Origin of the sequence: Acetatifactor muris (genome assembly GCF_024623325.1) — a bacterium.
Classification (GTDB): Bacteria; Bacillota; Clostridia; order Lachnospirales; family Lachnospiraceae; genus Acetatifactor; species Acetatifactor muris.
Map to the genome: position 1 here is coordinate 1 of NZ_JANJZD010000031.1, position 12,697 is coordinate 12,697.

Sequence of the window (12,697 nt, forward strand, 5' to 3'; positions counted from 1 at the left end):
CAAAATATCCTTTATACTGTGGCGTACTTTTCTGTGCTGCCTGACATCCTCGATGATCTCCATCCATTCCAGTAACTGCTCCATATCACCATCTCCGTTTTTATTTCCATTATAACGGATAATGGAGTAGTTTGTTCACATTTTATTTACTCATGCGTTTGTCGTGTAAGAACTCATTAAAAATCCATTGTCATATTTGCATCCACAATATATACATAAGAAAACTCTGACATATATCAATATGCCAGAGCTCTCACGATTTCCTCTTCATGCCATATATTACGAACGTCTCCTGCCGTTCATCTGGAACACATCATGCCCCTTAATACTCCTTACCGCCTGCCCCAGACTCCTTGCCCTCCCATGCTGATGATACGGCTGGGAAGCCCTGTGCTTATGGAAAATAATGCACTCCCCTTCCCCCGGATACTCCGGATTATGGATATACCAGATATGCCCCGTATTCTTAGACTGGATCGTCACATCATAGTTCTCCGCCAGGATAATATTAAAATAGGACTTATCCAGCTTCTCTATCTCTTCCGTCCGGAACATCTGCATCCCCTCCCTTCCCGAACCATGCCGCCAGCGCTTCCTCCACAATCCCTGCTACGTCCGCAGGTTTCACACCGGCAAAATACCTCTCATACACATCCGCCGGCAGCTTGATAGGCTTTCCGGCAGAATCCTTCTTCCCTCTCCCGCCGTCAAGCGTTTCCAGCACCTTCTTCTCTGTCAAACTCCCGGCCATGCCCCTGACACACTTCGCCGTCTTCGCATCCAGCTTAATCTTCCCCTTCTCTGCCAGCCCGGACACCACCTTCTGCTCCTTCCCCGACAGATAAGACAGATCCACCGCCGCCACCAGAGGCAGCGTCCCCTCATCCAGACGCTCCTTCAAAGGTTCCTCCAACTGCTGTACACGCATATACCTGGCAATATTCCTCCCGGTCATCCCATACTCTTCCCCGATGGCATCCCGGCTCTTCAACTTGTGGACATCATGTCCACAAGTCCCCGCCGTGTCCTGCCCGTTCAGCCTGGCGATCTCTTCCAGAATGTCATTCCGTCTCCCCTGGCTGCTGACCTTCTCATACCGCTCCGCCAGCACCGCCGCCTTCTCGGACGGCAGAAGCTCCGCAAAGCCCCTCTGTATCACATTAGTCTCAATCACATACACATAAGCTTCCTCTTCCGTCAGGTCCGTCTTCACGATAGCCGGAATCTCCGCCAGCCCGGCCAGCTTCCCCGCCATCTGCCGGTTATGCCCGGCCAGCATCTCATACCCGTCCCCCTCCTGCCACACGATCACCGGATTCAGAACGCCATACTCCCTAATGCTCTCCACCATATCCTCCAGACGCTCCCCCTCATACAGCCGGAAAGGATGCTTCCGGAACGGGCGGATACTGTCAATGGGCAGCATCCTGATTCCGTTCTCCGGAGCGGAAACCTCTTCCGCCCCCGCCAGAAGGTCCACGGCGTCATTAAAAATCTTCCTCTTCGTCCCATTAGCCTTCATACGAAACCAACTCCTTTGCAAACCTCCTATAAGCCATCCCTGCGCTCGCCTTCGGGCTGTACTCCGCCACCGGCAGGCTGTAATAAATGCTCTCCCCCACCTTCACCGTACTGGGAATCCTCGTCTCAAACACCCGTATCTGCTCCTGGAAACTCTCCGTCACTTCCTCCGTCAATACCTTACACAGCTTCGTCCTGGACTCGCACATGGTCATCAGAATGCCCGCAATCCCCAGCCCCGGATTGATCCGCTTCCTGATCTTCACCACCGTCCGCAGAAAGTCCTGCATCCCCATCATAGCCAGAAGCTGGGGGTTCACCGTGATAATGACCTCATCGGCAGCCGCCAGGGCATTGATCGTCAAAGTCCCAAGGGACGGGCAGGTATCAATCAGGATATAATCATACTTCTCCCGCAGCGGCTCCAGAATCCCGGACAGCATCTTCTCCGCCCCCATCTCCAGCCGCAGCTTCGCATCCACCACCGACAGATAAATAGACGATGGGATGAAGTCCACCCCGTCCTTCGTCCGTATGTACTTCTTCGGGGACGGCAGCTTCATATCCTCAATCTGCGCCATCATCAGATGCCCGATAGTATCATCCAAAACCCCCGTATCCTCCACGCCGAAGCACGTTGTCAAATTTGCCTGGCTGTCAAAATCCAGAGCCAGAACCCTCTTCCCCATCTTCCGCAGGCAGTACGCCAGATTGAACGTAGTTGTTGTCTTCGCCGTCCCCCCTTTTTGTGAACCAATCATATAAATCTTTCCCATATATCAAAACCTCACTTTCCTCTCTGCCACCATGCTTAACTGCTGTTCCTCAAACACATCAATGTAATCCACCGACTCCCTCGGCTCAATGACCAGCTTCCCTTCCTCACACCGGACCGTCAGGAGCGTCCCCGCCCCAAAGCCCAATTCCTCCAGCCAAAGCCCCTTTAATGTGATCGTAGGCGTCGGCTTATAATTATGGCCGCTCTGCTCATATACCTTAAATTTTCTGACATCCTTCTTCATCTGCTCCCTATCCTTTCAACGGCCCCAGACCGGACCTGCCACTGATTCTCTGTTACTGACCTTCCCTATGGAATTTTACAGGAACCGCTCCCAGGCGCACCGGCCCGTGCCTTTCCCTGTAAAAAAGAAATATTTGTTTCCGAACGAAACGATAAGCTAATCTATAAAAAACCATCACAACAATATGGGCGCTGTAAGTTCCCCGGCTTTCCGTAAATAAATCTCATTTGTTCCCATGGTACAGAAACACAGGTTTAACCCTCCCATGGCGCCCGGTTCACATTAAACCCGGCCGAAACCTGTCAACCAATATTACAACGCCCCCGTTGCAACCCGTCAGCATTTATAAGGACTTCGGACCTTCAAATCCATCATCAGCGGATGGTATGGTTGCTTTAATCGCTATCAGACTTTCATACTGCTGGCCAGCAATATATGTACGGCTCCCGGACGGAAACCAGAAATGCGGTGATTCCGTTTGCCCTTTTAAGGGCAAAAAAATAAGGGGACAAGTTAGTGCAACCCTTGATTTTACTGGGTTCTTCTAACTTGTCCCTATTATAACACGGGCATCTGCGTCTATGCGTCTGGCTCTGTGGTAACTGTTACTTTTAACTGCTGAACATTGATAATCTGCTCCCGATTACATTTTGGACAAAAAGCGGAAATTTATATAATTCTGTATCTTCTCTTATTTTTATTCTGGTTTTACCTCTACATAAAGGACACATAATCCATCTATTTCTCATCTTTTCAAACTCCTTTATAAAAAACTGTATTTTTCAACAGGGTTTTCAATTAACAATCCCCACATATTGTTTACTTATGGTATATACCACAAAAAAATAGCAAACATAAAAAAGCAAGAAACATATTGCAAAACAGAAAACAGCCCTCAAAAGAATATTGTGCATGACAATAGGCAATAGCAAATTTAATTTCAGATTTACCAATGGAATACTAAAAAGCAAAACCAAAAGTGTCATAAACATCGGCATAAGCAATTTGCCTGCAATCTGTTTTTTTACTAATTCCTTTATTTGTTTATTGCTTTTCCCAATATAAGACAATACCTTAATGCCTTTTGATTCCCGCTTTAATTCTACAATCTGCTGCAAAGACAAAACTGAAAAATATATAACAATAAAAATAAGACAAAGGCTTATTTGCAAAACTCCCACATTCTTTTTAGCAGCATGGCCAGGGTCATGAAAGCTCTCTCCCTCAGCCTTTCCTGCTGCGCCTGATTCAGATCCTTATAGTACATGGTATTACTTGTAGACAAAAACAAAAAGTTACAGTACCGCAACCAGTCTGTCATCAAAAAAGACACCCTGTTGTCTGCGGTGTCCTTTTAAATCTGTAATTCCATTATGATATTATTGCATTTCTTTATTCATCTCTTTTTCCAGAACAGTTTTGCAACCCGTAATTCAGATAATACTCTCCCCGGGATGGCAGTGATCCGGCACACGGACAGGATGAATTCAAATACAGTCTGCCTGACTGCCTTACTCCACGGAAGTTACAACCGGTTTCCCGTTTTGATCCACCAAAACGGTCAGTCCGGTGCCTACTCTCAGATCATGGGAAGCCAGCAGATAATTCACACCTGTTTCCGTATCTACAATAATCTTTTCCACATTGGTGATTCCCTGCGAATAGACTTCTACAAAACGATTTTTCGCCATATGTCCACACTCCTTTCTCATCTTGCCGTCTGCCAGTCCGCCAACACAAACATACCACAAAAATACATCCAGGCGGTTCGGATTTCCTGAATGAACATCAGGATTTCCTAAATGAAATGGGGAAGGGCCTTGTGGAGCTTCGACTTTCCTGCCCGGGAAAGCAGACATTCCCGGCTGCCAACCCACAGTTTACTGTGTTTCAGGTCCACTGCCTCGATCCTTTCTGCCGCCACAAGATAAGACCTGTGTGTACGGATAAAGCGATCTCCCAACTGCACTTCCAGTTCGCCCAGGCTGCTCAGAAAATCCATCCGGCTTTTCGATGTGTGGAGTAAAACGTGGTGTGGAATAGAAGCCGTTTCAAAAAAGAGAATATCACGCAAAGGGATATGACGCACCATATCTCCTGTCCGCAGCGTGAACATCTCCTCAGAGGTCCGCCGCTGTTCCAGGAGATGTGTGTGTATTTCTTCCAGGCACCGTGCCGCTGACGCTCCTGTCTGTGATTGCTGCTTTACGATGTAGTCAAAGGCCTCCAGATGATATTGAAAGGTACGCCATACCAAATCACCATAACCGGTAATGTAGACCAGCGTGCCGTGAGGATCTCTCCGCCGCAGTTCCTTTCCCAGCCGGAAGCCATCCCATTCTCCGTCCTTCAACTCCACATCCAGGAAATAGATACCCTGTTTCCCCTCTCCCGCTGCGTTCAGAAGTTCCCGGGCACCGGCCGCACTGCACACTACTTTCATATCATAATTTTCAATCAAAATCTTCTGCTCCAGAGCAGCCTGAATCTGGTGGCGGACTATGTCCTCATCATCACAAAGGTAAATTCCGATCATGCTCTATCCTCCGCCGTCAGCTCCTGCACAAACACGCCGTCCTCCCAACTGGTGCCAATGGAGACATTGGGATAATTCTCTAAAATACGCCGATAGCCGGACAGTCCCAGTCCCCTGCCCGCTCCCTTGGTAGACCAGCCATCCTTCCATATTTTCTCCGGATCTATGGTATTCGTATAAGAGTTTGATACCCTGAGAGACAGCGTTCTGCCCTGAACCAGCAGAATGATTTCCACCCAGGGCCATTCTGCGTCCAATGCGGCCTCTATGGCGTTGTCCGTCAATATCCCCAGGCAGCGTACAAAATCCCATACATTTATGCTTATCGTCTCCACAGGATAGAGCACCTCCAGGTGATATTCCACCCCTTTCTTTCGCATGTCAGTGAGCTTGCTCAGCAGAAGACTTCGCACCGGGGGAAGCCGCAGATTGCCGATTTGGACAGACAGCCGGATTTTCTCCCCCAGATGCCGGTCAAAATCCTCATCCAGCTCCGCCATGCTGGAATGCAATGCATCCAGTTCTCCCTCTTCTGTCTGATGAGACAGGCCCGCCAGGAGATTTTTATAGTCGTGCCGAAAGCTGCACATTTCCCGGCGAATATCCTCCAGACTCTGTTCATAAAGCTGCTGCTGGGCAATGATGTCCCGCTGCATCTGAAGTGTCCGACTGTCATCAAACCTATGGGCCAGGTAGATAATCAGCCCGATGATGACCAATACCGACACAATTACTAAAAAGTAATACGCTGCAAGGTAATATCCCTGAACACCGTTTTGCAGAATAAGGAATGTCTCCATGGAAACTTCCATCACAAAAACAAGCACTGCGGTTCGGCGCAGATTAGCCTGATCCTCCAGCAGCAGTCGGAACCAGGCGCCGAAACCCAGGCGCTTTAACAGAAAAGCGGCAGCTATGGAAAGAAGCAGGGATACGGCCATAGCTCCCAAATCCAGCCTCAGGCCGGACGGAAACATCAAAAATGAAATCTGAGTCAGGGCCGAGGTAGCCACCTGCAGGATTGCAGCCATGCATACGGAGGAAAAGGCCCGCCAGAAGTCCCACCGCCATGCCCACATCACCCACAAGGTACACATGGCAAGAATCATAACAGAACTGATAACGTACCGAAGCAGACCAAATTCCGGGATAACCACACCCAGCCCAATGGAAGTAAAGATGGCAATCACTGGGGACAGGAACAGCGCAGGCAATTTTTTCAGCCTGTTCCACGCGGCCTGTTCATCCGTTGCGGCCAGCAGATATGACAGAAGCATAAGGTGTCCTGTCAAAAAATCCAGAAAACCAATCAAAATGTCTTGAAACGATGGCATAGCAATACAAATCTCTTTCTTCGCGCCTAATCCCCGATTGCGGACAGCAATGCAGAATCCGGCAAAATATATGGTCAGTACACAGTTTATATGGAAATCACACCCAGCACCTTCAAAATCTCTCCCGCCAGAATCACCACCAGACAGACAGGTGCAATCCAGCGGATCATCACCTCAAACAGCTTCTTTCTGTGAAAGGATCCGGAAACCCGCCGGTCATGGCTCCGAAGACCTTGGGCAGTTTCATTCTTCTTTTCTCCCTCTTCGTAAGAAACTGACCATTCCTGTGAATTTATTTGGATGTCATTTTACCATGGTTCTCTTTATCCTGCAACCTGAAAAGAGCCTGTCTCAGTACAGCCTGAAAAGAGAAACGATTTTCCGTCCAATTTTATACATCGGCCCTTCCAGCTGCCTCCGGGCATTTTTCAGCTCTTTCCGAATTTCTATATGCTGCGGACAATGCTGCTCACATTTCCCACATTCCACGCAGTTAGCGGCGGCCGTGGAGGTCCTCCGCAGGGCGGTACACATGAAATGCTCCATAAGTGCGGCAAACTTCCCCTCGGAATAGCGGCGATTGTAAGAGGCAAAGGTACCCGGAATATCCACGTTCCGCGGACATGGCATACAATAACCGCAGCCGGTACAGCCCACCTTCATCTTCGCATTGATGGCCTGCACCACCTTTTGGAGCATCTCTTCCTCCTCCGTCCCCAGCTCTCCCACGAAAGCCTCTGAAGCCGTTTTCACATTCTCCTCCACCATTTCCAGAGAGTTCATACCGGATAACACACAGGTTACCTCCTCCTGGTTCCACAGCCACCGAAACGCCCAGTCTGCCGGGGTGCGCTTTACAGGATATGTTTCAAACAGAGTCTTCGCCTCTCCGGGCAGATTGTTCACAAGCTTTCCGCCCCGCAAAGGCTCCATAATGATGACAGGCAGCCCTTTTGCGGCGGCATATTGGAGCCCTCTGCGCCCTGCCTGCGTATTCTCATCCATATAGTTATACTGAATCTGGCAGAAATCCCAGCTGTACTCATCCACCAGCCGGCAGAAGGTATCGGAATTTCCATGGTAGGAAAAGCCTGCCTGGCGAATCTCGCCGCTTTTCTTTTTCTGTTCCAGCCACTCCACAATCCCCAGGCTTTTCAGCCGCTCCCAGGTTTCTACATCCGTCAGCATATGCATGAGATAATAATCCACATAATCCGTCCGCAGGCGTCTCAACTGTTCCCTGAAATATTTCTCCATGCTGTCCGCCGTCTTAATCAGGTAATGGGGCAGCTTGGTGGCAATGGCCACCTGATCTCTAATGTGATTGCGCTCCAGGATTTCGCCCAGGGCTGCTTCGCTGCCCGGATACACATATGCCGTGTCGTAATAATTGACGCCTCCGCGGAAAGCGGCCAGAATTTCCTGTTCAGCCTTATCTATGTCAACTTTGCCCCCTGTCCTGGAAAACCGCATACAGCCGTAGCCCAGGATGGAGAGATCATTGCCGTACTTATCTTTTCTATAATTCACTTTCCTCACCCATTCCTCTCATTTTACTCCCCATGCCCTTCCGTAACCTGCGATATTTGAATAAACCCTGTTCCGGCTCAATACCGCATCAACATAAAATTCACTGTCAGCCCAGCCGCGGTTCCCATAAGCAGCACCAGGTCTCCCCGCCGGATTCTTCCCTCCTGGATCGTTTCGCACAGTGCAAAGGGAACGGAAGCAGAGACCATGTTGCCATATGCCGGCACCCGGTTAATGTAAGTGCCTTTCGGGAAGCCAAGCCGCGGCATGATAACGTCCAATGCCTTGCTGGCCTGGTGGGGAATCACCGCCTGTATCTCCTCCCTGGCAACCCCCGCTTCCCGAAGGCATTCCTCCACAAAGCCGGGCAGCTTCCTGGCACAGAGCCGAAGAATCTGGATTCCCTTCATGTCAAAATAATACTCTTCCTGATTCTTCTCTGTCATGGAAAATGCGGGCAGCAGGCCTCCGCCTCCCCGGATCTCCGTATCATGGGCACCCTCCGACCAGGTACACTGGCGGGCATAGAGAATTCCGGAGCCTTCGCCCGGGCCCGCTTTCACAAGCACACAGGCCGCAGCCCCATCTGAGAACAATTCGTAACTCTCCTTCTGCTGCGGGTTCAGAGCCGCGGACGCCGTATCGCCGGAGAGAATCAATACCTTCTCATACCGCCCGGCCGCTATCATACAGGACATCACATCCAAAGCGCTGATAAAACTGGTGCAGGTGGTATTGATATCCATGGCCGGAATATTCATTCCTTTCGCCATCCTCTCATGGACCAGGGCTGCATTGCAGGGAATAGCCTGCAGAGGCGTGGCCATGGCGCAGACGATACAGTCCATATCCTCCATGCCCATGCCCGCTTCCTCCAGGGCCTTTCCTGCCGCTTCTGCCGCCAGATCCAACAGGGTCTCTCCTGCCCGAAGCCGGTATCTGGTTTCTCCGCCAAAATTCAACCGGCCGCCTGCCAGCGCCCGTCCCATCCCTGCCAGTTTTACATATCTGCCAATCTGTCTTTTCATCTGCCCGTTTTCCATCTGCGTTTTCTTCCCTCCTGACTTTTGCCATTCCATGAGCCGTTCTTATTTCACCGGATTCTCTGAACTCTTTTCAGTTTTTTCCCCACTTCCCAGTCATAAGGGGCAAAGGTAAGATCCGGTAAAACAATCTCCCTGTCCCGGGCCAGCCTTTGGAATTCCCGGCGCACCGCTTCCCTCTCCGCAGCGGTAAGGTCGGCATAGACTGTGACGTTCCTGTCGGGGTTCTGTACCACCCTGTATTCCCAGGCGCCTTCCGCCGCTTTCCCGGCCTGCTCTCCTGCCGCCCTTTCCTTCCTCTCCACCCCCGCAAACAGAATACATCTGCGGATGAAATCCGGGAAAATCAGCTTCTCTCTGCCCTGTATGTCCAGGAAGGAGAACATGTCGTCCTCCCTGCCCTCAATCTTCTCCAGCGCCAGACAGGGACTCTTGCAGCCGCAGGCTTCCTTTCGTTCCACCAGAATATCATTCAGTCGATAGCGGATCATCGGCTGAGCCCTGCGCTCAAAATCCGTCACAACAGGCACGAACCGGCGTCCTTCCAGATATTCCCGCTGGATATGTACGATATCCTCATTCAGATGGAGCGTCCCAAGAGAACAGGTGCTGGCCAGGCAGCCCTCTGTACACTGATAGACCTGGTGAATCACTTTCTGCCGGAACACTTTTTTCAGATAAGTCTCATCCTCCCGTTCCAGTACTTCCGCAATGGAGATGATTATCTGAGGCGCAATGTGCAGGACCCCACGCTCCGCTGCCGCCCCCAGCATGAGAAGCAGGGAGGGCTGGCCCGCCAGAATCCGGGGCCGCAGCGCCTCCAGACGCCTGACATGCTCCTCCATGTCCCGGTAGATGTCGAAAAAATGGAAGCGGATTCTCCTGGAGCTTACCGCCTGATAGAGGTTGCTGTCCGCACGCATGAAAAAGGCAATGTCCATGGATTCCAGGATGCTTCCCGGCAGGAATTTTGCCAGCACATAACCTGCCCACCGCACTTTCTCCTTATCCGATACCAGAAATATCCCTCTGTGACCGGAGGTGCCTGAGCTCAATCCCACCGTGACGCCACGCAGCTTCGGAGCGAAATCCCTCTCCCGCTCCGCCTGCACTGCGAAAGCCTCCGCCTCTTCCCGCCTGATTCCCACTGTGTTCAGCCGATCGAAATGTTCCATCATGAATGCCTTGTCTATAACCGGATAGGAGGAGAGCTTCCTCATTCCTCTGTAAAGAGGCGAGTGCTCCGACACGTATCTCAGGTGTCTTCTCAGCCTCCTTCCCTGCCGGCGCCTCAGTGCTTTTCTGCTCCGAAAGCAGCTGCTTTTCGGTAAAATATATTTGTAGTACAGATAGTATTTCAACACTTCCAGCTGTTCCAACAGATTGCCACCTCCCCTCCTGTCTCTCTGTCAATTCCACCCTTTCTGCCTGTCTCCATGTCTGCAGATTTCCGTTCCTGCTTATTTCCACAGCAGTTGTTTCCATATCTGCGTGCTTCCGACTGCTCTTTTCCATGCCCTTCATTTCCACACCTGGTGGGTGAAGCACACTCTGATCCCGGGATAATCCCGCTTCATACGGCAGATTCTCTTAAGACTGTCCTCATAGGCGGCAAAATCTTCCTGGAGCAGTCTGGGCAGCAGGCGCATGCGCCGGGTGGCCCGCACCAGATCCCCTCCCCAGCAGGCGTCTGCCGCCAGGAAAAGGTTTACATCCGGAATCCACAGCCCCATCTGTCCCTTTGTATGTCCATCCAGCCGCACTCCGATGAGGCTGCCGTCCCCGGACAGATCGTATACCTCCGCAAAATATCTGCACAGAAAATGCTCCCGCAGACAGGTCTCCGGTCTCACTTCCCTGCGGATACTGCCCTCCGGAGGCACCAGAGAGCGGAACATCAGTCTGCGTACACTGGGATGATGCAGGACATCCAGAGTCTCCCCCAGAGCCACCAGATCATAGCCGGAGAATTGGGACAGTCCCCCCACATGATCCGGATGGGCATGGGACAGCAGAATGGTCTTCACACTCTCCGGGGAAATCCCATCATTCTCAAGTCTCTCGGCTATGGTCTCTCCTTCTTCCAGTTGTACCGGGTTCAGCAGACGGTACAGCCACAGGCCAATGCCGCCCCCAAAAATCCCCCGGGAATAGCCGGTGTCATAGAGAATATTCCCCAGTTCCCTGTGACGAATCAGCACAGCCCGGGCCGGAAACTGACGCTTTCCCCTTTCCGATTCCTCCGCTTCTCCGGAATCCAGAAGCCCTCTTCGGGCTGATATTCCTCCCCGGAAAATAATTCTCAGATTGTTGGTGCAGGATCCGCAGCGGTACATTCTCACTTCCGTCACCCTTCCAGGCCGAGCCGGATTGTCCTGTTTTCCGCCGGCTGCTTTCTTCCTCTCTCTGCCCTGCTGTGTCAACGACTCTGTTCTCCTGTCGTCTTCCGCGTCCTCTGCCCCTGTCTGCTGTATTGAATCTCTCGAAGCTCTTACGCTGTGTGCTTTATTCCCATTTCCAGTCTTCCCTGCTCTGTCTGTATATCCGGCACTGTCAGGCTCTTTTGCTCTGGATCTCCTTCTGTCCTGCAGGGCCGCCCTGCCGCCTTTCTGCCCTGCGTTGTCCGCCTCTCCTGTCCCACATGTTTCCTTCCACCAGGCGCCATACTCCCGGATGGATTCTGCCAGAGTCTTCTCCGGCCGATACCCCAGAATCTCCCTGGCACGGCGGATGTCCATGGTCTGGGCATATCCCAGAGTACAGACCGTATAGCGGGTCAACGGCGGCTCCCCATTCAACTCAAAGGTTCGGTAAACCCACTCCAGCCCCTGGGCCGCGGCATATACCATTCCAAAGGGCAGCCGCAGATAACGGGGCTGTTCTCCGATGGCATCCAGAAACTGTTCCAGAATCCGGCGAAATGCCATAGGCTCCCCGTTGGTGATATTAAACGCCTTCCCGGAAGCCCCCTGAGCCTTCATTGCCAGCTCACAGGCCAGAGCCACATTCTCCACACTGGTGATATCCACCAGATTCCCGCCGTTCCGGAAAAGGGGAATTCCTGTCTTCCTGTTGGCCCGAAGGAGCCTGGGCACCAGGCTGGTATCCCCGATGCCGATCAGTCCCCTGGGCCGCAGGATAACCGTCTCCAGGCCTTTTGTGTTCCACCTGTGGAGCACGCCTTCCGCCATCAGCTTGGAACGGATATAATAGTTCAGTTCATTCTGTTCGGGAGCCTGGTCTTCCCGGATGTTATACTGGTCTTCCTTTCCGGTATAGATGCTGGGGGAAGAGAGATAGACCAGTCGCCGGACGCCTTTCTCCAGGCACAGCCCGGCCACCAGATTGGTTCCCGCCACGTTGGTCCGGTAGAAATCTTCCCACTTTCCCCACACAGTGGAAAGCGCCCCCGCATGGATGACATAATCTACCCCTTCAAAACAGGAAGCGCAGCTCTCCCGGTCCGTAAAGTCTCCCTGACAGAACACAGCTCCGTATGCCGCAAGCTGGCTGCCCTTCTCCCGGTTCCGCCCCAGGGCCAGTACCCTGTATTCCTTCACCAGCCGCCGCACCAGATATTCCCCCAGAAACCCGGTGGCGCCTGTCACCAGAATTGTCTGCCTTCCTGTCAGTTCCTCTTTCTTTCCCGTTTCCTGTGGTTTCCCCATATGAATCGCTCCTGTTCTGTCCGCTCCCTCTGTCCTGCCTCTG

General features: G+C 51.9%; 11 protein-coding genes and 1 pseudogene. All 12 read right to left on the reverse strand.

Annotated features, from left to right (window positions below; genetic code table 11):
* Positions 1-279: 279 nt before the first annotated feature.
* A complete protein-coding gene (locus NSB25_RS22400) occupies positions 280-555 on the reverse strand; it encodes a hypothetical protein (protein WP_103241729.1) in 276 nt (91 codons plus the stop codon).
* Positions 521-1,522 (reverse strand): ParB N-terminal domain-containing protein, encoded by a 1,002-nt coding sequence (locus tag NSB25_RS22405; RefSeq protein ID WP_103241728.1) that lies wholly within the window; start codon positions 1,520-1,522, stop codon positions 521-523. The genes NSB25_RS22400 and NSB25_RS22405 overlap by 35 nt, the downstream gene beginning before the upstream one ends.
* Complete coding sequence (locus tag NSB25_RS22410) at positions 1,512-2,297, reverse strand: ParA family protein (protein WP_103241727.1); 786 nt, start codon at positions 2,295-2,297, stop codon at positions 1,512-1,514. The genes NSB25_RS22405 and NSB25_RS22410 overlap by 11 nt, the downstream gene beginning before the upstream one ends.
* 3 nt (positions 2,298-2,300) lie before the next feature.
* Positions 2,301-2,543, reverse strand: a complete 243-nt coding sequence (locus NSB25_RS22415; RefSeq protein ID WP_103241726.1) for a SymE family type I addiction module toxin — start codon at positions 2,541-2,543, stop codon at positions 2,301-2,303.
* Between the two features lie 579 nt (positions 2,544-3,122).
* Positions 3,123-3,292, reverse strand: a pseudogene (locus NSB25_RS22420) (cysteine-rich KTR domain-containing protein).
* Between the two features lie 762 nt (positions 3,293-4,054).
* The gene (locus NSB25_RS22425; RefSeq protein ID WP_103241725.1) at positions 4,055-4,234 is read right to left on the reverse strand and encodes a DUF6440 family protein; all 180 of its coding nucleotides are present in this window, start codon (positions 4,232-4,234) and stop codon (positions 4,055-4,057) included.
* A 107-nt stretch (positions 4,235-4,341) separates the two neighbouring features.
* Complete coding sequence (locus NSB25_RS22430) at positions 4,342-5,079, reverse strand: LytR/AlgR family response regulator transcription factor (RefSeq protein WP_103241724.1); 738 nt, start codon at positions 5,077-5,079, stop codon at positions 4,342-4,344.
* Positions 5,076-6,413 (reverse strand): sensor histidine kinase, encoded by a 1,338-nt coding sequence (locus NSB25_RS22435; protein WP_103241723.1) that lies wholly within the window; start codon positions 6,411-6,413, stop codon positions 5,076-5,078. The genes NSB25_RS22430 and NSB25_RS22435 overlap by 4 nt, the downstream gene beginning before the upstream one ends.
* A gap of 351 nt (positions 6,414-6,764) precedes the next feature.
* Positions 6,765-7,943, reverse strand: a complete 1,179-nt coding sequence (locus NSB25_RS22440; protein ID WP_242982576.1) for an aldo/keto reductase — start codon at positions 7,941-7,943, stop codon at positions 6,765-6,767.
* Positions 7,944-8,020: 77 nt separating this feature from the next.
* Positions 8,021-8,986 carry a 3-oxoacyl-[acyl-carrier-protein] synthase III C-terminal domain-containing protein gene (locus tag NSB25_RS22445; protein ID WP_257479314.1) on the reverse strand — a complete coding sequence of 322 codons (966 nt, stop codon included), beginning with the start codon at positions 8,984-8,986 and terminating at the stop codon, positions 8,021-8,023.
* Between the two features lie 50 nt (positions 8,987-9,036).
* The gene (locus NSB25_RS22450) at positions 9,037-10,365 is read right to left on the reverse strand and encodes a F390 synthetase-related protein (protein WP_242982575.1); all 1,329 of its coding nucleotides are present in this window, start codon (positions 10,363-10,365) and stop codon (positions 9,037-9,039) included.
* A gap of 141 nt (positions 10,366-10,506) precedes the next feature.
* Entirely contained in the window at positions 10,507-12,654 is a 2,148-nt protein-coding gene (locus NSB25_RS22455; RefSeq protein WP_242982577.1) for an NAD-dependent epimerase/dehydratase family protein, read from the reverse strand.
* Positions 12,655-12,697: the final 43 nt, after the last annotated feature.

Excerpts from the sequence above, each read along its gene's own strand:
- NSB25_RS22400 (WP_103241729.1), bottom strand. The coding sequence starts at position 555 with ATGTTCCGGACGGAAGAGATAGAGAAGCTGGATAAGTCCTATTTTAAT.
- NSB25_RS22405 (WP_103241728.1), bottom strand. The coding sequence starts at position 1,522 with ATGAAGGCTAATGGGACGAAGAGGAAGATTTTTAATGACGCCGTGGAC.
- NSB25_RS22410 (WP_103241727.1), bottom strand. The coding sequence starts at position 2,297 with ATGGGAAAGATTTATATGATTGGTTCACAAAAAGGGGGGACGGCGAAG.
- NSB25_RS22415 (WP_103241726.1), bottom strand. The coding sequence starts at position 2,543 with ATGAAGAAGGATGTCAGAAAATTTAAGGTATATGAGCAGAGCGGCCAT.
- NSB25_RS22425 (WP_103241725.1), bottom strand. The coding sequence starts at position 4,234 with ATGGCGAAAAATCGTTTTGTAGAAGTCTATTCGCAGGGAATCACCAAT.
- NSB25_RS22430 (WP_103241724.1), bottom strand. The coding sequence starts at position 5,079 with ATGATCGGAATTTACCTTTGTGATGATGAGGACATAGTCCGCCACCAG.
- NSB25_RS22435 (WP_103241723.1), bottom strand. The coding sequence starts at position 6,413 with ATGCCATCGTTTCAAGACATTTTGATTGGTTTTCTGGATTTTTTGACA.
- NSB25_RS22445 (WP_257479314.1), bottom strand. The coding sequence starts at position 8,986 with ATGGAAAACGGGCAGATGAAAAGACAGATTGGCAGATATGTAAAACTG.
- NSB25_RS22455 (WP_242982577.1), bottom strand. The coding sequence starts at position 12,654 with ATGGGGAAACCACAGGAAACGGGAAAGAAAGAGGAACTGACAGGAAGG.